The sequence below is a fragment of the Ferriphaselus sp. R-1 genome, from assembly GCF_000746095.1.
In the GTDB taxonomy this organism is placed as follows: domain Bacteria; phylum Pseudomonadota; class Gammaproteobacteria; order Burkholderiales; family Gallionellaceae; genus Ferriphaselus.
This window is the reverse complement of record NZ_JQKP01000002.1, coordinates 387,768-404,499: the sequence shown is the minus strand read 5'-3', so window position 1 is coordinate 404,499 and position 16,732 is coordinate 387,768. Positions and strand designations below refer to the sequence as shown.

General features: G+C 58.5%; 16 protein-coding genes, 2 tRNA genes and 3 rRNA genes. 4 read left to right on the top strand and 17 right to left on the bottom strand.

Going from position 1 to position 16,732, the window contains the following annotated elements:
* Positions 1 to 47: 47 nt before the first annotated feature.
* The 5 genes from rrf to DM08_RS04350 all read right to left on the bottom strand — a co-directional run bounded on the left by rrf (position 48) and on the right by DM08_RS04350 (position 5,264).
* Positions 48 to 161: ribosomal RNA gene (gene rrf, locus DM08_RS04370) — 5S ribosomal RNA — on the bottom strand.
* Positions 162 to 274: 113 nt separating this feature from the next.
* Positions 275 to 3,160 (bottom strand): 23S ribosomal RNA (locus tag DM08_RS04365).
* 274 nt (positions 3,161 to 3,434) lie between these two features.
* A tRNA-Ala gene (locus tag DM08_RS04360) sits at positions 3,435 to 3,510 on the bottom strand.
* A gap of 7 nt (positions 3,511 to 3,517) precedes the next feature.
* Positions 3,518 to 3,594 (bottom strand) — tRNA-Ile (locus DM08_RS04355).
* Between the two features lie 132 nt (positions 3,595 to 3,726).
* Positions 3,727 to 5,264, bottom strand: a 16S ribosomal RNA gene (locus DM08_RS04350).
* The 16S, 23S and 5S rRNA genes sit together here with 2 tRNA genes alongside, the layout of an rRNA operon.
* A gap of 481 nt (positions 5,265 to 5,745) precedes the next feature.
* Here DM08_RS04350 and tsaD point away from each other — a divergent pair.
* Complete coding sequence (gene tsaD / locus DM08_RS04345) at positions 5,746 to 6,774, top strand: tRNA (adenosine(37)-N6)-threonylcarbamoyltransferase complex transferase subunit TsaD (RefSeq protein ID WP_035383378.1); 1,029 nt, start codon at positions 5,746 to 5,748, stop codon at positions 6,772 to 6,774.
* Here tsaD and mpl read toward each other — a convergent pair.
* Both mpl and DM08_RS04335 read right to left on the bottom strand, forming a co-directional pair.
* The gene (gene mpl / locus DM08_RS04340; RefSeq protein ID WP_035383377.1) at positions 6,771 to 8,150 is read right to left on the bottom strand and encodes a UDP-N-acetylmuramate:L-alanyl-gamma-D-glutamyl-meso-diaminopimelate ligase; all 1,380 of its coding nucleotides are present in this window, start codon (positions 8,148 to 8,150) and stop codon (positions 6,771 to 6,773) included. The two genes, tsaD and mpl, sit on opposite strands and share 4 nt — an antisense overlap.
* 4 nt (positions 8,151 to 8,154) lie before the next feature.
* On the bottom strand, positions 8,155 to 8,499 hold the full coding sequence (locus DM08_RS04335; RefSeq protein WP_035383376.1) for a DMT family protein: 345 nt from the start codon (positions 8,497 to 8,499) through the stop codon (positions 8,155 to 8,157).
* Between the two features lie 58 nt (positions 8,500 to 8,557).
* Between DM08_RS04335 and DM08_RS04330 the strand changes: the two genes are divergently transcribed.
* The gene (locus tag DM08_RS04330; RefSeq protein WP_051937788.1) at positions 8,558 to 8,971 is read left to right on the top strand and encodes a YqaA family protein; all 414 of its coding nucleotides are present in this window, start codon (positions 8,558 to 8,560) and stop codon (positions 8,969 to 8,971) included.
* Position 8,972: 1 nt separating this feature from the next.
* Here DM08_RS04330 and DM08_RS12995 read toward each other — a convergent pair whose 3' ends face one another.
* The 8 genes from DM08_RS12995 to DM08_RS04295 form a co-directional block, all read right to left on the bottom strand.
* Positions 8,973 to 9,113, bottom strand: coding sequence for a hypothetical protein (locus DM08_RS12995; protein ID WP_161780260.1), 141 nt, complete (start codon positions 9,111 to 9,113; stop codon positions 8,973 to 8,975).
* Between the two features lie 2 nt (positions 9,114 to 9,115).
* The gene (locus DM08_RS04325; RefSeq protein ID WP_035383375.1) at positions 9,116 to 10,603 is read right to left on the bottom strand and encodes a M17 family metallopeptidase; all 1,488 of its coding nucleotides are present in this window, start codon (positions 10,601 to 10,603) and stop codon (positions 9,116 to 9,118) included.
* Positions 10,604 to 10,719: 116 nt separating this feature from the next.
* Positions 10,720 to 10,923: a hypothetical protein gene (locus DM08_RS04320; RefSeq protein ID WP_035383374.1), complete on the bottom strand. Its 204-nt coding sequence runs from the start codon at positions 10,921 to 10,923 to the stop codon at positions 10,720 to 10,722.
* 163 nt (positions 10,924 to 11,086) lie between these two features.
* The gene (ispD, locus tag DM08_RS04315; protein WP_035383373.1) at positions 11,087 to 11,764 is read right to left on the bottom strand and encodes a 2-C-methyl-D-erythritol 4-phosphate cytidylyltransferase; all 678 of its coding nucleotides are present in this window, start codon (positions 11,762 to 11,764) and stop codon (positions 11,087 to 11,089) included.
* Positions 11,757 to 12,254: a D-glycero-beta-D-manno-heptose 1-phosphate adenylyltransferase gene (rfaE2, locus tag DM08_RS04310; RefSeq protein WP_035383372.1), complete on the bottom strand. Its 498-nt coding sequence runs from the start codon at positions 12,252 to 12,254 to the stop codon at positions 11,757 to 11,759. Before rfaE2 ends, ispD begins: the two co-directional genes overlap by 8 nt.
* Positions 12,254 to 12,850 (bottom strand): BON domain-containing protein, encoded by a 597-nt coding sequence (locus DM08_RS04305; protein WP_237560218.1) that lies wholly within the window; start codon positions 12,848 to 12,850, stop codon positions 12,254 to 12,256. Before DM08_RS04305 ends, rfaE2 begins: the two co-directional genes overlap by 1 nt.
* Positions 12,847 to 13,437 (bottom strand): phosphoheptose isomerase, encoded by a 591-nt coding sequence (locus DM08_RS04300; RefSeq protein ID WP_035383370.1) that lies wholly within the window; start codon positions 13,435 to 13,437, stop codon positions 12,847 to 12,849. The genes DM08_RS04305 and DM08_RS04300 overlap by 4 nt, the downstream gene beginning before the upstream one ends.
* A 32-nt stretch (positions 13,438 to 13,469) precedes the next feature.
* Entirely contained in the window at positions 13,470 to 13,931 is a 462-nt protein-coding gene (locus DM08_RS04295) for a YraN family protein (protein WP_343282966.1), read from the bottom strand.
* Here DM08_RS04295 and rsmI point away from each other — a divergent pair.
* Positions 13,931 to 14,758 (top strand): 16S rRNA (cytidine(1402)-2'-O)-methyltransferase, encoded by an 828-nt coding sequence (gene rsmI, locus DM08_RS04290; protein ID WP_237560217.1) that lies wholly within the window; start codon positions 13,931 to 13,933, stop codon positions 14,756 to 14,758. The genes DM08_RS04295 and rsmI overlap by 1 nt on opposite strands.
* On the opposite strand, the gene plsY is transcribed toward rsmI, so the two are convergent.
* Complete coding sequence (gene plsY / locus DM08_RS04285) at positions 14,755 to 15,357, bottom strand: glycerol-3-phosphate 1-O-acyltransferase PlsY (RefSeq protein WP_035383367.1); 603 nt, start codon at positions 15,355 to 15,357, stop codon at positions 14,755 to 14,757. The two genes, rsmI and plsY, sit on opposite strands and share 4 nt — an antisense overlap.
* A gap of 73 nt (positions 15,358 to 15,430) precedes the next feature.
* Here plsY and folB point away from each other — a divergent pair, with 73 nt between their 5' ends.
* Positions 15,431 to 15,784 (top strand): dihydroneopterin aldolase, encoded by a 354-nt coding sequence (folB, locus tag DM08_RS04280; RefSeq protein ID WP_035383366.1) that lies wholly within the window; start codon positions 15,431 to 15,433, stop codon positions 15,782 to 15,784.
* Positions 15,785 to 15,799: 15 nt separating this feature from the next.
* Here folB and DM08_RS04275 read toward each other — a convergent pair whose 3' ends face one another.
* The gene (locus DM08_RS04275; RefSeq protein ID WP_035383365.1) at positions 15,800 to 16,723 is read right to left on the bottom strand and encodes a branched-chain amino acid ABC transporter permease; all 924 of its coding nucleotides are present in this window, start codon (positions 16,721 to 16,723) and stop codon (positions 15,800 to 15,802) included.
* Between the last annotated feature and the right edge of the window lie 9 nt (positions 16,724 to 16,732).

The following is a 16,732-nucleotide window of genomic DNA, read 5'->3' as shown; positions in this document are numbered from 1 at the left end:
TACCAAAGCAAAAAGCCCAGATAACTCTGGGCTTTAGCTTATAAGGAGTCTGACGATGACCTACTTTCACATGGGTAATCCACACTATCATTGGCGCGAAGTCGTTTCACTGTCCTGTTCGGTATGGGAAGGAGTGGGACCAACTTGCTATGGTCGTCAGACATAACTGTCGGCTGACTGGAGTCTCGTGGGAGAGGCCAGTCGGCCATTGTTCTGGTCGAAGTAAAGAAGGTTTCGATTGTTGCGAGCAACACTTGCAACTGCTTAATGTTATAGGATCAAGCCTCACGAGCAATTAGTATCAGTTAGCTTAACGCATTACTGCGCTTCCACACCTGACCTATCAACGTCCTGGTCTCGAACGACTCTTTAGGGGCATCTAGTGCCCAGGGAAGTCTCATCTTGAGGCGAGTTTCCCGCTTAGATGCTTTCAGCGGTTATCTCTTCCGAATTTAGCTACCCGGCAATGCCATTGGCATGACAACCGGTACACCAGAGATTCGTCCACTCCGGTCCTCTCGTACTAGGAGCAGGTCCCCTCAAACTTCCAACGCCCACGGCAGATAGGGACCAAACTGTCTCACGACGTTTTAAACCCAGCTCACGTACCACTTTAAATGGCGAACAGCCATACCCTTGGGACCGGCTACAGCCCCAGGATGTGATGAGCCGACATCGAGGTGCCAAACTCCCCCGTCGATATGAACTCTTGGGAGGAATCAGCCTGTTATCCCCAGAGTACCTTTTATCCGTTGAGCGATGGCCCTTCCATACAGAACCACCGGATCACTATGACCTGCTTTCGCACCTGCTCGACTTGTCAGTCTCGCAGTTAAGCTCTCTTTTGCCATTGCACTATCAGTACGATGTCCGACCGTACCTAGAGAACCTTCGTACTCCTCCGTTACAATTTGGGAGGAGACCGCCCCAGTCAAACTGCCTACCATGCACGGTCCCCGATCCGGATTACGGACCTAGGTTAGAACCTCAAACACATCAGGGTGGTATTTCAAGGATGGCTCCATAAGGACTGGCGTCCCTACTTCAATGCCTCCCACCTATCCTACACAGATCTGTTCAAAGTCCAATGCAAAGCTACAGTAAAGGTTCATGGGGTCTTTCCGTCTAGCCGCGGGGAGATTGCATCTTCACAAACATTTCAACTTCGCTGAGTCCCGGGTGGAGACAGTGTGGCCATCGTTACGCCATTCGTGCAGGTCGGAACTTACCCGACAAGGAATTTCGCTACCTTAGGACCGTTATAGTTACGGCCGCCGTTTACTGGGGCTTCGATCAAGAGCTTGCACCCCATCACTTAACCTTCCAGCACCGGGCAGGCGTCACACTCTATACGTCCACTTTCGTGTTTGCAGAGTGCTGTGTTTTTATTAAACAGTCGCAGCCACCATTTCACTGCAACCCCATCGACCTTCGAGAGCAAGTCTCTACAATCTACCGGGGCGCACCTTATCCCGAAGTTACGGTGCTAATTTGCCGAGTTCCTTCACCCGAGTTCTCTCAAGCGCCTTAGAATTCTCATCCTACCCACCTGTGTCGGTTTGCGGTACGGTCTCAATATAACTGAAGCTTAGTGGCTTTTCTTGGAAGCTTGGTATCAGCAACTTCGCGCCTCAAGGGCACTCGTCATTACGCCTCAGAATTGACCTCCCGGATTTGCCTAAGAGATCTCCCTACACGCTTAAACTGCCTATTCCAACAGACAGCTTGCTTAACCTTCTCCGTCCCCACATCGCATTACATTGAGGTACAGGAATATTAACCTGTTTCCCATCGACTACGCTTTTCAGCCTCGCCTTAGGGGCCGACTCACCCTGCTCCGATGAACGTTGAACAGGAAACCTTGGGTTTTCGGCGAGGGAGCCTTTCACTCCCTTTATCGCTACTCATGTCAGCATTCGCACTTCTGATACCTCCAGCATTCTTCACAGAACACCTTCGCAGGCCTACAGAACGCTCTCCTACCATATGTGTAAACACATATCCGCGATTTCGGTGCATAGTTTGAGCCCCGTTACATCTTCCGCGCAGGACGACTCGATCAGTGAGCTATTACGCTTTCTTTAAATGATGGCTGCTTCTAAGCCAACATCCTGACTGTTTTAGCCTTCCCACTTCGTTTTCCACTTAACTATGTCTTGGGGACCTTAATCGGCGGTCTGGGTTGTTTCCCTTTTGACACCGGACGTTAGCACCCGATGTCTGTCTCCCATGCTCGCACTTCTCGGTATTCGGAGTTTGCAATGGTTTGGTAATCAGCAATAGACCCCTAGCCATAACAGTGCTCTACCCCCGAGAGTGATACATGAGGCACTACCTAAATAGTTTTCGGAGAGAACCAGCTATTTCCAAGTTTGTTTAGCCTTTCACCCCTATCCACAGCTCATCCCCTAACTTTTCAACGTTAGTGGGTTCGGACCTCCAGTTGGTTTTACCCAACCTTCATCCTGGCCATGGATAGATCACTTGGTTTCGGGTCTACACCCAGCAACTATCGCCCTTATCAGACTCGGTTTCCCTACGCCTCCCCTATTCGGTTAAGCTCGCTACTGAATGTAAGTCGCTGACCCATTATACAAAAGGTACGCAGTCACGGAACAAGTCCGCTCCCACTGTTTGTATGCATACGATTTCAGGTTCTATTTCACTCCCCTTCCGGGGTTCTTTTCGCCTTTCCCTCACGGTACTGGTTCACTATCGGTCGATTACGAGTATTTAGCCTTGGAGGATGGTCCCCCCATGTTCAGACAGGATTTCTCGTGTCCCGCCCTACTTGTTCCAAACCTATTTCCACTCCTGAGTTTTCGTATACGGGGCTATCACCCACTATGGCCAGCTTTTCCAAGCTGTTCTACTAACTGTGAAGCTAAAGTTTGCAGGCTGCTCCGCGTTCGCTCGCCACTACTTGCGGAATCTCGGTTGATTTCTTTTCCTTCAGCTACTTAGATGTTTCAGTTCGCTGAGTTCGCTTTACCCTGCCTATGTATTCAGCAGGGAATGACCCAAAGGGCCGGGTTTCCCCATTCAGAGATCTGCGGATCAAAGCTTTATTGCCAGCTCCCCGCAGCTTTTCGCAGGCTTACACGTCTTTCATCGCCTGTAATCGCCAAGGCATCCATCATATGCACTTATTCGCTTGACCCTATAACGTTAAGCCCTCCTAAGAGGTCAACGTTACAAGTGTTGTTTGTCTCGCGTTTGTGACCGCATCGATACGACTAGCATCAATACGGCTTGATACAATCAAAACCCATTTAGTTTTTCCACTCACATGCGCACAGTTACCTGTACCCACGTCAGTGAGAATCACTTTCTTTACTTCTTCCAGATTTTTAAAGAACTACTTGCGTCATAAGACTCAAGACATAAATCATCATTTCGATAATCATTTATGTCTTGTGACTCGTACCAGGTAATGGTGGAGGTTGACGGGATCGAACCGACGACCCCCTGCTTGCAAAGCAGGTGCTCTCCCAGCTGAGCTAAACCCCCTTTTACTTGGTGGGTCTAGTTGGACTCGAACCAACGACCCCCGCGTTATCAACACGGTGCTCTAACCAGCTGAGCTACAGACCCAAACGCAGTCGTTCGCCACTCGCCTTCGCTGTCAGTTAAAGCATTCACTGTTTTAACTAACGGCTAACGACTCATAACTAACAACTTCTTAAACAACCGATGAGTGTAGGCACTCGGATCAAGATACTCTAGAAAGGAGGTGATCCAGCCGCACCTTCCGATACGGCTACCTTGTTACGACTTCACCCCAGTCATGAAACCCAGCGTGGTAAGCGCCCCCCTTGCGGTTAGGCTACCTACTTCTGCCAGATTCCACTCCCATGGTGTGACGGGCGGTGTGTACAAGACCCGGGAACGTATTCACCGCGACATGCTGATCCGCGATTACTAGCGATTCCGACTTCATGGAGTCGAGTTGCAGACTCCAATCCGGACTACGATCGGCTTTCTGGGATTGGCTCCACCTCGCGGCTTGGCAACCCTCTGTACCGACCATTGTATTACGTGTGAAGCCCTACCCATAAGGGCCATGAGGACTTGACGTCATCCCCACCTTCCTCCGGTTTATCACCGGCAGTCTCATTAAAGTGCCCAACTAAATGATGGCAATTAATGACAAGGGTTGCGCTCGTTGCGGGACTTAACCCAACATCTCACGACACGAGCTGACGACAGCCATGCAGCACCTGTGTCCAAGTTCCCTTTCGGGCACTCCCAAATCTCTTCAGGATTCTCGGCATGTCAAGGGTAGGTAAGGTTTTTCGCGTTGCATCGAATTAATCCACATAATCCACCGCTTGTGCGGGTCCCCGTCAATTCCTTTGAGTTTTAATCTTGCGACCGTACTCCCCAGGCGGTCAACTTCACGCGTTAGCTGCGGTACTAAGGAAGTCTCCTCCCCCAACACCTAGTTGACATCGTTTAGGGCGTGGACTACCAGGGTATCTAATCCTGTTTGCTCCCCACGCTTTCGTGCATGAGCGTCAGTATTGACCCAGGGGGCTGCCTTCGCCATCGGTATTCCTCCACATCTCTACGCATTTCACTGCTACACGTGGAATTCTACCCCCCTCTGCCATACTCTAGTCTTGCAGTCACAAACGCCGTTCCCAGGTTAAGCCCGGGGCTTTCACGTCTGTCTTACAAAACCGCCTGCGCACGCTTTACGCCCAGTAATTCCGATTAACGCTCGCACCCTACGTATTACCGCGGCTGCTGGCACGTAGTTAGCCGGTGCTTCTTCTGATGGTACCGTCATCAGCTGCAGGTATTATCCGCAACCTTTTCTTTCCACCTGAAAGAGCTTTACAACCCGAAGGCCTTCTTCACTCACGCGGCATGGCTGGATCAGGGTTTCCCCCATTGTCCAAAATTCCCCACTGCTGCCTCCCGTAGGAGTCTGGGCCGTGTCTCAGTCCCAGTGTGGCGGATCATCCTCTCAGACCCGCTACGGATCGTCGCCTTGGTGAGCCTTTACCTCACCAACTAGCTAATCCGATATCGGCCGCTCCGACAACGCAAGGCCATTGCTGGTCCCCTGCTTTCCCCCTCAGGGCATATGCGGTATTAGCGTAACTTTCGCTACGTTATCCCCCATTGCCGGGTACGTTCCGATATATTACTCACCCGTTCGCCACTAACTAGAGAGCAAGCTCTCTAATCCGTTCGACTTGCATGTGTAAAGCATGCCGCCAGCGTTCAATCTGAGCCAGGATCAAACTCTTCAGTTCAATCCAACTTTTGATCGGCTTTCGCCAATCGGTCTCACTCAAAATAAATCGACTTGCGTCTTTTCATATATAAGCGAGGTACTTCAGTATTTATATAGTATGCATCCATGACCTAAGCCATCGATACTCCTCAACCCAAGCACCTACACTCATCAGTTGTTTCTTCTATCTTTTAAGGAACTTAACCACTCCGCTTTCGCTTCGTAGTCGCTGCCTCAGCAGCGAAGAGGTGCGCATTATAGGGACTAAAAATTTCTTGTCAACTTAATTTCGCACTTCGTTTTTTCTTGCTCACCGCACTCGAAAAACATGAATCAATTTGCTGATTATTAAGCACTTTCACCCTCAGGTGTGGCCTTGTTTTTCGCCCTGCAGCAGCGAAGAGGTGCGCATTATAGCGACCAAACTTTTTCCGTCAAGCGAATTGCTACACTTTTTTTACCTACCCCGCCCAAGCCCTTGAAAACGTACAATACGCGCCATGAAAAAACTTATCCCACAGCTCGTTCTGGGCATCGAGAGCTCCTGTGACGAGACCGGCATCGCCCTTTATCACCAACAAGACGGCCTGCTTGCCCACGCTTTATATACGCAGGCGGCCATGCATAGTGAATACGGCGGTGTCGTGCCGGAGCTCGCTTCGCGCGACCATGTACGCCGCGCGCTGCCATTGATCCGACAGACTTTGGACCAAGCAGACCGGCAACTTGCCGATCTCGATGCCATCGCCTACACGCGCGGGCCTGGACTGGCCGGAGCGTTGCTGGTCGGGACGAGCGTCGCTTGTGCGCTGGGCTACGCGCTCGACATCCCGGTGCTCGGCATCCACCATCTGGAAGGTCATCTACTCTCGCCGCTGCTTGCCGACCCCGCGCCGGCGCTCCCTTTCGTTGCCCTGCTGGTTTCCGGTGGCCACACACAATTGATGCGCGTGGATGGCGTGGGCCAATACACGCTATTAGGGGAGACGCTGGACGATGCGGCTGGCGAGGCCTTCGACAAGAGCGCCAAACTGCTCGGCCTCGGCTACCCCGGTGGGCCGGAATTGGCGAAGCTGGCCGAACATGGCGATGCCGCACGCTTCAAGCTTCCGCGCCCGATGCTGCACAGTGGCGATCTGGATTTCAGCTTCAGCGGTCTGAAGACCGCCGTACTGACATTGACTAAACAACATGAGATGACCGACTCGACCCGTGCCGACATCGCCGCCGCCGCCCAAGCCGCCATCGTGGACGTGCTGGTCGGCAAGGCGCAGGCCGCGCTGAAACAGACCGGATTGAAACAACTGGTGATCGCCGGCGGCGTGGGTGCCAACCGCTTGCTGCGCAGCCAGCTCGATGCCGCCGCTGTGCGCAAAGGTGTCCGCGTGTTCTACCCTGCGCTGGAATTTTGCACCGACAACGGCGCGATGATCGCCTTTGCCGGAGCGATGCGCCTGCGCCAGCAGGCTCCTCAGGACGGTTACGCCTTTGCCATCAAGCCGCGCTGGGATTTACAACAGATCGGTTAAGAAGCCAGCCGCGCCAGCAGCTTGCTGTGAATGCCACCGAAGCCGCCATTGCTCATCACCAGGATCTGGTCGCCGTGGCGAGCGGTGGCAACGATAGACTCGATCAGCTCATTGAGATCATCTTTCACCACCGCCTTGTCGCCCAGCGGAGCCAGCGCCCCACGGGCATCCCAGCCGAGGTTGCCCGCGTAGCAAAACACACGGTCAGCATCTTTCAGACTACCGGGCAGTGCATCTTTCATCACCCCCAGTTTCATGGTGTTTGAGCGCGGCTCCAGCACGGCGAGGATGCGTGCGCTGCCGACCTTGCGGCGCAGCCCGGCAACCGTAGTGTCGATAGCGGTGGGATGGTGGGCGAAGTCGTCGTAGACGGTGATGCCATTCACCGTGCCCCGCACTTCCATGCGGCGTTTCACGTTCTTGAATTCCGCCAGCGCCGCCAGCCCCTGCGCCACCGGCACACCGACGTGACGCGCTGCGGCTAGCGCGGCCAATGCGTTCATGCGATTGTGTTCACCCAGCAGCTCCCACTTCAATGTGCCTTGCACCTTACCGTCGAGCGATACCTGTTCGTTCGCGTCGATGTTCCAACCGTCGTCACAGCCGAACGTCTCGACTGGCGTCCAGCAACCGCGCTGCAACACGCGCTGTAGCGAGGCTTCCCTCCCGTTGCTCACCACCAGCCCATTGCCCGGCACAGTGCGCACCAGATGATGGAACTGCGTCTCAATGGCGGCGAGGTCAGCAAAGATGTCGGCGTGATCGAATTCCAGATTGTTGAGGATGGCGGTACGCGGCCGGTAGTGGACGAACTTGGAGCGCTTATCGAAGAAGGCGGTGTCGTACTCGTCGGCTTCGATGACGAAGAACGGGGAACCCTCTCCCCCACCCCCTCTCCCGCCTGCGGGCGAGGGGAGTCCAGAAAGTCGTGCCGAGACGCCGAAGTTCTGCGGCACGCCGCCGATCAGGAATCCGGGATTCAGCCCCGCGTACTCCAGCACCCAAGCCAGCATCGAGGTCGTCGTCGTCTTGCCGTGCGTCCCGGCTACGGCCAGCACCCACTTGTCGCGCAGCAAAGTATCCGCCAGCCATTGCGGGCCGGAGGTGTAAGGCAGGCCGCGATTGAGAATTTCTTCCATCAGCGGGTTGCCGCGCGACACCACATTGCCGATCACGAACATGTCGGGCTTCAGATCGAGCTGCTCAACGCCAAAACCTTCGATCAATTCGATGCCCTGCTCCTCAAGCTGGGTGCTCATCGGCGGATAGACGTTGGCATCGCAGCCGGTGACGCGGTAGCCCGCCTGTTTGGCCAGCACGGCGATGCCGCCCATGAACGTGCCGCAGATGCCGAGGATGTGGATGTGTTTGCGCATGATGTCAGGTACGGAAGATGAAATAGACTGCGCCCAGCAGGCACAGCGCGGCGTAAAGGTAATCCAGCTTGAACGGCTGGTTCATATAGTAGATAGCGAACGGTACGAACACCGTCAGAGTGACGACCTCTTGCAGGATCTTGAGCTGCCCCAGATCCAGTGCGGTATAGCCAATCCGATTAGCGGGCACTTGCAGCAGATACTCGAACAGCGCGATGCCCCAGCTCACCAGCGCCGCCACGTACCACGGCGATTGCGCAAAATTCTTCAGGTGGCCATACCAGGCGAACGTCATGAAGACGTTGGAAGCAATCAATAACAGGGTAGTGAGGATCAGTGGCGACGGCATGGCCGGATGGTAACGGTAAGCGCGCCGCCGTGCCAGTGGATTGCGCTACACTCGGCGCATGGATGCGCTCAACCAACTCTTTTCCAGCGATCTCAGCCTGTGGGGATTGTTCCTGTCCAGCCTGCTGGGCGCGACCTTGCTGCCAGGCGGCTCGGAAGTGGTGCTCGCAGGCGTACTGAAAATACATCCCGAGCTACTTTGGCCCGCCCTGCTGCTTGGTACGCTGGGGAACACGCTGGGCGGCATGATCTCGTTCGGCATGGGCTGGATGCTACCGATGACGCAGCAACTCAAGCATGTAGACAAAGTGCGACGCTATGGCACACCCACGCTACTGTTGGCTTGGGCACCGCTGATCGGCGATGCGCTGTGCGTGGCGGCTGGCTGGCTGCGGCTCAATCCCTGGCACGCCGCGCTGTTCATGGCAGCAGGCAAGTTCGGTCGCTACGGGTTGATCGCGCTCGCCATCTGAATCAAGTGAAATCGATCTGGGTGAACACCACCCACAGCCCGAACCCCGCCAGCGGGACGCTGATCAGCAGGGCCAGAATCACCAGTATCCAGAACAGACCGTTCGGCATCTCATCCGGCTTGAAACGCAGCAGCCACGCCATCTTTACACCTCGCCCAACATCTTGAGGCCCCAGGCCACGCCGAAGCCGTTCACGTCCGCCGCCACCGCACCCAGCCCGCCCTCGCAGCGACTGGCCGACAGATCGACGTGCAGCCAGGGCGTGTCGTGCTCGACGAAGCGTTTGAGGAAGCGCGTCGCCAGAATGTGGTCGGCCTCGCCCGCCAGCGTGCATTGCTTGATGTCCGCGATCTTGGACTCCAGCTCGGTCTCGTAATCCTCGTCCTGCGGGAAGGCGCACAGGCGTTCGCCGGCCTCTTTGCCGACACGCACCGCACGCTGCGCCAATTCATCACTGGTAGCGAACACACCGGAATAGCGCGCGCCCAGCGCGGTAGCCATGCTGCCGGTGAGCGTGGCGAAGTCGATCATCAGATTGGGCTTGGCGCGCGAGGCCAGCGTCAGCGTATCGGCCAGCACCATGCGACCTTCTGCGTCGGTGTGGATGATCTCAATCGTGGTGCCGTTCAGCGCCTTGACGATGTCGTTCTGCTTGTAGGCTTTCGGGCTGATGTGGTTCTGCGCGATGGCCAGCCAGCAATCAAGATTGACCGCCAGTTTCTGCTCGCTGGCGGCCAGCAAGATACCGAGCGCCACGGCGGAGCCGTTCATGTCCTCGTGCATGTTGTGCATGTAGCGCGAAGGCTTGAGGTTGTGGCCGCCAGTGTCGAAGCAAATGCCCTTGCCCACCAGCGCCAGGCTGCATTTCGCCTTGGGGTGACGATAGCTGAGATGCACGATGGCGGCATCCTCAGGCTCGCTGCCCTGGGCTACCGCCACGAACGCGCCCGCACTCAGCTTGCGCAACGCCTTCATATCGAATTCCTCATGCGCCCAGCCCTGCTCGGCAGCCAGCATCCGCACCCGCTCGCGGTACAGCCCCGGTGTCAACTCGTTCGGCGGCAGGATGGTCAGCTCGCGGCACAGCAGATTGCCTGCGGCTTGAGCGCGTAGCGCGTCGAACGCTTTCTTGTCCAACGCCGCACTGCCCCCTCTCCCTCTGGGAGAGGGCTGAGGTGAGGGAATGCGCGCACTCAAATTCACCACCTCGATCTTCTTCAGCGGCTTGCGCTCGTCTTTTTTCTTGCGGACCGGCAACAGCGCGCCATTCACCCACGCGCCATACACCGCCAGCTCCGCCGCCCGCTGCGCAAGGTCGCCCGACACCGCGATACCCAGCATCTTGGGCTGCTCTTCCAGCAACAATTGCAGCGCCTTACGCACCACCACCTGCAACGCGAACGTATCCTTTTTCCCGTCCAGCATCGCCCACGCCACCAGCGAGCCATCCGCCGCATTGGCCGCCACAGGTGATTTCGCCAGCTCTTCGAACTTCATGTCGCGGCGCTTGAGTACGCTGGCCAGCAGCTCACTGTGCGCGCAGTCCTGCGGCAGAGTCTTGGATTTGGGGAGAAGGATGAGTTGGTGTGAAGCGGTGAGGGTGTCGGTAATAGCGAGTTGGGCGAGGGGCATGGCGTTCTCCGGAAGTCAGGAGCGGATTATACGGAATTGTCGATCCGCCACATCCCCCGCCCCAGTTCACGCCACCACGGGCAGCTTAGACGGCTGCCCATGACTGCCCCGGTAGCTTACACGCTGTATGCCGATACCGAGGTGGCACAGCGCACCCGATCGAAACGCAGGGTATGAAGGAACGCCTCCCTGCTGAACAGCAGGATCAACAACAGCACAGGTGCCGTGATGATGACGGCGCTGATGACCATGCTATGGATCAACAGATTAAGAATGATGCCGATCGTAACCGTGACTACTTTGTGAAGGATGGTACCCATGCTGCCCCCGATGGATGTATCTGTTTGACGGGACGCATGGTATCCGCAGACCCGTCTAGGGGTAATCGGGCAGGCGATGATTCTACAGCTGAGATTCCTTCACTCCGGACAGGGGACTTTACCTAGTACCGACTAAAGGAATCTCAGCGCGCTGGGTGCCAGATCAAGGGTGGCCGAGCAACAGTTCGGCCAGACGCAGATCCTGCGGGTAGGTCACTTTGAAGTTGGTCGAGTCGCTGGCGACCAGTTTGGGCGACAAGCCGAGTGTCTCGATGGCGGAGGCTTCGTCGGTGACTTCGATGGCGCTGCTCAGCGCCTGCGCCAGCAGCCCGACACGGAACATCTGCGGTGTCTGCGCGCCCCACAAGCCGTTGCGGTCTTCGGTGCAGGCGATGCGGTTGCCCTCCCCGGCGCGCTTGAGCGTGTCGGCCACCGGGGCGGCGAGGATGCCACCGACCGGGTCGTCGCGCAGTTCGGCGATGAGTCTTGCGATCAGCGCCTGAGTCAGGCAGGGACGGGCGGCATCATGCACCAGCACCCAGTCATCCACGTCGAGTTCGGACATCAGCAAGCCGTTCTGCACGCTCTCGGCGCGGGTCGCGCCGCCGCAGTACAGCGGTTGCAGCTTGTCGCCGAACGCCGACCAGTCGTAGCTTCTGAACCATTCGTCTTGCGGCGAGAGCACCACGAACACGGTGGCGAGTTGCGGGCTGGCGCACAAGGCGGCCAGCGCATGGCGGATCATCGGCTGGCCTGCCAGTGGCAAGTATTGCTTGGGTAACTCACTGCCCATGCGCGAGCCGGAACCGGCGGCGGGAACGAGGGCGTGGAACTCAGCCATGCGCGCGGATTTTCTTCAGCAGCGCGGTGGTGGAGCGCTGGTGCTCGAACGGGATGCTGTGGACGCTGCCGCCGCGCGCCTGTACTTCGGGTGCGCCGACGATGTACTCCGGCTTCCAGTCGCCGCCCTTGACCAACACGTCCGGCTGACAGGCGAGGATGAGGTTCAGCGGCGTATCCTCGTCGAACACCACGACCAGGCTGACCGCTTCCAGCGCGGCCAGCACGGCCAGACGGTCGTCTTCCTGATTGACCGGGCGGTCGTCTCCCTTGCCTTGGCGCTTGACCGAGGCATCGCTGTTGACCCCGACGATGAGCGACGCACCCAGCGCGCGCGCCTGCGCCAGATAGGTGACGTGGCCGCGATGCAGCACGTCGAAGCAGCCGTTGGTAAATACGATGGGGTGCGGCAACTGCGCCGCCCGCGCCGCGAAGTCAGCGGGGGCGCACAGTTTCTGTTCGAATGCGGGAGCGGGGTACAGCGGGGCCATCAATGCTTGGCGGGGGGCGGGGGGCACTCGATGTTCTCGAACACCTTGACTACGCGCTGCACACCGCTGGACGTGCTGGCGATTTCGGCGGCGGCATTCGCCTCGGGTTGGCACACCAAACCCATCAGGAACACGGTGCCGTTCTCGGTGATGACCTTGACATGGTTGGGGCTGAACACCTTGTTGCCGAGGAAACGCGCCTTCACGTTGGAGGTGAGCAGCGTGTCGTTGCTGCGCGAAGTCAGACTGGTCGCACCCGAGATGGTCAGCTCATTCGTCGTGCCCCTGACGTTACCCTGAGCCGAGACGATGGCTGCCACGTCTGCCTTGACTGCCTCGTCCGGCACCTCGCCCGTGATCAGCGCATGGCGGTTGTAGCTGGTCACATTGACATGGACACCGGCGTTGTTCTTGTATTTGGCGAGTATCTGGCTGAGCGACTTGTTCTCGATGGATTCATCCTCGATGTACGCGCCGGTGGTACGGCGGTCAGCCACCATCAAGGCTCCGGCTCCCACGATCACCGGAGCCACACAGCCTTGCAGCGCCCCGGCCAGCGCCAGGGTCAACAGCGTGATCTGGATCGTTCGCATCATTCGTCTCCCAGTAGCAAGTGGTCGATGACATCGCACAGGCAGTGCAACGCCAGTAAATGGACTTCCTGGATACGCGCCGTGCTGGTAGCGTTGACGCAGATATGGACATCGCCCGGCTCCAGCACCTTGCCCATGCCGCCGCCATCGCGCCCGGTCAGCGCCACTACGGTCATCTCGCGCTCATGAGCGGCATGGATGGCCTCGACCACATTGCCGGAATTGCCGCTGGTAGAGATGGCCAGCAACAGGTCTCCAGACATACCCAGCCCGCGCACCTGCTTGGAGAAGATCTGGCTGAAGTCGTAGTCGTTGGCGATGGAGGTCAGCACCGAGCTGTCGGTGGTCAGCGCGATGGCCGCCAGGCTGGGGCGCTCGATCTCGAAACGGTTGATGAGTTCGGCGGCGAAGTGTTGGGCATCTGCTGCCGAACCGCCGTTGCCGCACACCAGAATCTTGCCGTCGCTGGTCAGACAGTCGAACATGGCTTGCGCCCCGGCAGCGATGGGCTTGGAAAGTTCGTCGCGCAAAGTCAGCTTGAGTTGTGCGCTATCCTGGAAATGTTTGCTGATGCGTTGGGTCAGACTCATGGCGTATATCGGGGGCGATGATTGCGCGCATCTTACCATGCACTGAAAGCATTCTTGATCCATTCAAGCGGCGCGCCGGTGTCCCGCAGCAATACGACATCGAAGCGGCAAGGCGGCGTGCGCGGCAGTTGCGCCAGGTAATGCTGGGCCGTGAGCGTGAGCTTGCGCTGCTTGTGGCTGTCGATGCTGGCGGCGGCACCGCCGAAGTCACCACGCGAGCGCAGGCGCACTTCGACGAACACCAGCGCGTCCCCGTCTTGCAAAATCAGGTCGATCTCGCCGTAGCGGCAGCGGTAGTTGCGTGCCAGTAGCCGCAGCCCCTGGCGCGTGAGCAAGTCGGTGGCAAGCTGCTCGGCCTGCGCACCCCGGTCGCTCATCGCCGCGCTCCCGGCAATATGGCGCAGGTGCAGGCGCTCACGTATAGTGCGCGGCAAATCGTCATCGGAATCGTCGGCCTGTGCATACTTCTGCTCCCCCCAAACTCGAAGCCGCATTGTATGTCGTCGCCACCCCCATCGGGAACCTGCGCGACATCACTCTGCGTGCGCTCGACACGCTGGCTGCGGCCGATACCATCGCCGCCGAAGACACCCGCAACACCCGTCACCTGCTCAATGCCCACGGCATTAGCGACGTGCGCCTGCTGGCGCTGCACCAGCACAATGAGCGCGGGGCGGCGGACAAGATCGTCGCGCTGCTGCAACAAGGTCAAAGTGTGGCGCTGGTGACGGATGCTGGCACGCCTGCGGTGAGCGATCCCGGCGCGCTGCTGGTGGAGGCGGTGCGCGCGGCGGGTTTCCGCGTCATCCCCATCCCCGGCGCGAGTGCCGCCATCGCGGCGTTGTCTGCCTCCGGTCTGGTAAATCCGCATTTCCTGTTTCACGGCTTCCTGCCCAACAAGTCTGCGGCGCGCCGCAGCGAACTGCAAACGCTGCTCGAACATCCTTACACGCTGGTGTTTTATGAGGCTCCGCACCGCATCCTGGAGTGCGTGGCCGATCTGCATGCGGTATTCGGTGGTGAGCGCGAGCTGGTATTGGCGCGCGAGGTGACCAAGCTGTTCGAGAGCATCCACCGCTGCAAGCTGGCCGATGCGCTGGAGTGGCTGAACCGCGACTCGAACAATCAGCGCGGCGAATTCGTATTGCTGGTGTCCGGTGCTTTGCCGCATTCGGAAGGCTTGAGCGCCGAGGCCGAGCGTACGCTAAGTCTGCTGCTGGAAGAGTTGCCGCTCAAACAGGCGGTGCAGCTCGCTACCCGCATCACGGGCTTGGGGCGCAATGAACTGTATCAGCGCGCCCTGGAGTTGAAGGAGCGCTAGGCTTTTCCGCCGATCTTGCCTTCTTGACCAGAAAGTAGCTTCTGGATGTTGCTCTTGTGTCGCCACACCAGCAGCACGGCGAGGGTGAAGGCGACGGCGGTGTATTCCAGCGGCTCGTTGAGCAGCCAGGTGTAGAGCGGCGCACAGGCGGAAGCAATGAGGGCGGCCAGCGACGAGACTTTGAACACCTTCGCGACGATCAGCCAGGTGCCAAAGGCGGCCAGTCCCAGCCAGGGATTCAGCGCCAGCAGGATGCCCAGCGCAGTGGCCACGCCTTTGCCGCCCTGAAAACGGAAGAATACCGGGAACAGGTGGCCGAGGAACACCGCGATGGCGACTGCCGCCACCAAGCCCACCAATTGCGCATCCTGCGGGGCGAACTTCAGCGTCAGGAACACCGCCAGCCAGCCCTTGGCGGCATCGCCCAGCAGGGTCAGTGCGGCGGCGGCTTTCTTGCCGGTGCGCAGCACGTTGGTCGCGCCGGGATTGCCGGAGCCGTAGCTGCGCGGATCGGGCAGGCCGAAGGCCTTGCTGGTGATGACGGCGAACGAGATGGAGCCGAGCAGGTAGGCGGAGACAACAAAAAACAGGTTGGGCATCGGGAATGACTTAAAATGCGGTGGTGGGCGGATTCTACGCCAACTCCCTGCGACCACCAAACGACGGCATTACATGGACATCATCTTTCTACGCGAACTCAAGGTCGACATGCTCATCGGCGTGTACGAATGGGAGAAGCGCGTACCCCAGACCTTGCAGATCGATCTTGAGATCGCCCTGCCCAGCAGCCGCGCCTGCGAGACCGACGACATCAACGACGCGCTCGATTACTCCGAGATCGTCCGCCACATCCAGACCGTGCTCACCAGCCGCCATTTCAACCTGCTCGAAGCCCTGGCCGAACACATCTCCCGCATCATCCTCGACGACTTCAAAGCCCCCTGGGTGAAAGTAAGCGTCGCCAAACTCCAGGCGATACGCGGCAGCAAGATGGTGGGGATTTGTGTCGAGCGCGGCAGCCGCTGACCCCGAGTGTGCGGGTCAGGCGCGTTCCGCAACCCGCTCGCCCAGCAAGCCGGAAGGTCGGAGCACCAGCACGGCGATGAGGACGAAGAAGGCGAACACGTCCTGGTAGTTACTGCCGAGGAAGCCGCCGGTGAGTCCGCCGATGTAGCCCGCGCCCAGACTTTCGATCAATCCCAGTAACACCCCGCCCAGCATGGCACCGCGCAGGTTGCCGATGCCGCCCAGCACGGCGGCGGTGAACGCCTTCAGGCCGAGGATGAAGCCCATGTAGTAATGCACGATACCGTAGTTGGCGCTGACCATGAGTCCGGCCACCGCAGCCAGCGCCGAGCCGAGCATGAAGGTGACGGAGATGACGCGGTTGGTGTCCACGCCCATCAGTTGCGCGGCGGCGGGGTTTTCGGCCACGGCACGCATGGCGCGCCCCAGCCGGGTGCGATGCACCAGTAGCAGCAACCCGGCCATAACCAGCAGCGAAACAAAGATGATGATGAGTTGCGTGTCATTGATCACCGCGCCGCCCAGAGTGTGGGTGCCGTTGGGTAGCAAAGCGGGGAAGGCGCGGTATTCGCGCCCCCAGAAGATCATCGCCAGATTCTGCAGCACGATGGAGATGCCGATAGCGGTGATCAGCGGGGCAAGGCGGGGCGCGTTGCGCAGCGGGCGATAGGCGACGCGCTCGATGCTGTAGCCCAGAGCCATGCAGACCAGGATCGCCACCAGCAGTCCGAACAGCAACACCAGCGGCGCGGCCAGCCCGGCGGCGATCAGCTTGAGCATCACCGACAGCGCCACCATCGCGCCGACCATCAGCACCTCGCCGTGGGCGAAGTTGATCAGTCCGAGGATGCCATAGACCATGGTGTAGCCGAGCGCGACCAGAGCGTAGACGCTGCCCTGAACCAGGCCGTTGAGTATCTGCTGGAGGAGGATTTCCATCGGATGGGG

Coding starts and splice junctions, on each gene's coding strand:
- DM08_RS04275 (WP_035383365.1), bottom strand. CDS start 16,723: ATGGAAATCCTCCTCCAGCAGATACTCAACGGCCTGGTTCAGGGCAGC.
- ispD (WP_035383373.1), bottom strand. CDS start 11,764: ATGGCTGAGTTCCACGCCCTCGTTCCCGCCGCCGGTTCCGGCTCGCGC.
- DM08_RS04305 (WP_237560218.1), bottom strand. CDS start 12,850: ATGATGCGAACGATCCAGATCACGCTGTTGACCCTGGCGCTGGCCGGG.
- plsY (WP_035383367.1), bottom strand. CDS start 15,357: ATGCCCAACCTGTTTTTTGTTGTCTCCGCCTACCTGCTCGGCTCCATC.
- DM08_RS04295 (WP_343282966.1), bottom strand. CDS start 13,931: ATGCGGCTTCGAGTTTGGGGGGAGCAGAAGTATGCACAGGCCGACGAT.
- folB (WP_035383366.1), top strand. CDS start 15,431: ATGGACATCATCTTTCTACGCGAACTCAAGGTCGACATGCTCATCGGC.
- rfaE2 (WP_035383372.1), bottom strand. CDS start 12,254: ATGGCCCCGCTGTACCCCGCTCCCGCATTCGAACAGAAACTGTGCGCC.
- DM08_RS04335 (WP_035383376.1), bottom strand. CDS start 8,499: ATGCCGTCGCCACTGATCCTCACTACCCTGTTATTGATTGCTTCCAAC.
- DM08_RS04330 (WP_051937788.1), top strand. CDS start 8,558: ATGGATGCGCTCAACCAACTCTTTTCCAGCGATCTCAGCCTGTGGGGA.
- DM08_RS04320 (WP_035383374.1), bottom strand. CDS start 10,923: ATGGGTACCATCCTTCACAAAGTAGTCACGGTTACGATCGGCATCATT.
- tsaD (WP_035383378.1), top strand. CDS start 5,746: ATGAAAAAACTTATCCCACAGCTCGTTCTGGGCATCGAGAGCTCCTGT.
- DM08_RS04325 (WP_035383375.1), bottom strand. CDS start 10,603: ATGCCCCTCGCCCAACTCGCTATTACCGACACCCTCACCGCTTCACAC.
- DM08_RS12995 (WP_161780260.1), bottom strand. CDS start 9,113: ATGGCGTGGCTGCTGCGTTTCAAGCCGGATGAGATGCCGAACGGTCTG.
- DM08_RS04300 (WP_035383370.1), bottom strand. CDS start 13,437: ATGAGTCTGACCCAACGCATCAGCAAACATTTCCAGGATAGCGCACAA.
- mpl (WP_035383377.1), bottom strand. CDS start 8,150: ATGCGCAAACACATCCACATCCTCGGCATCTGCGGCACGTTCATGGGC.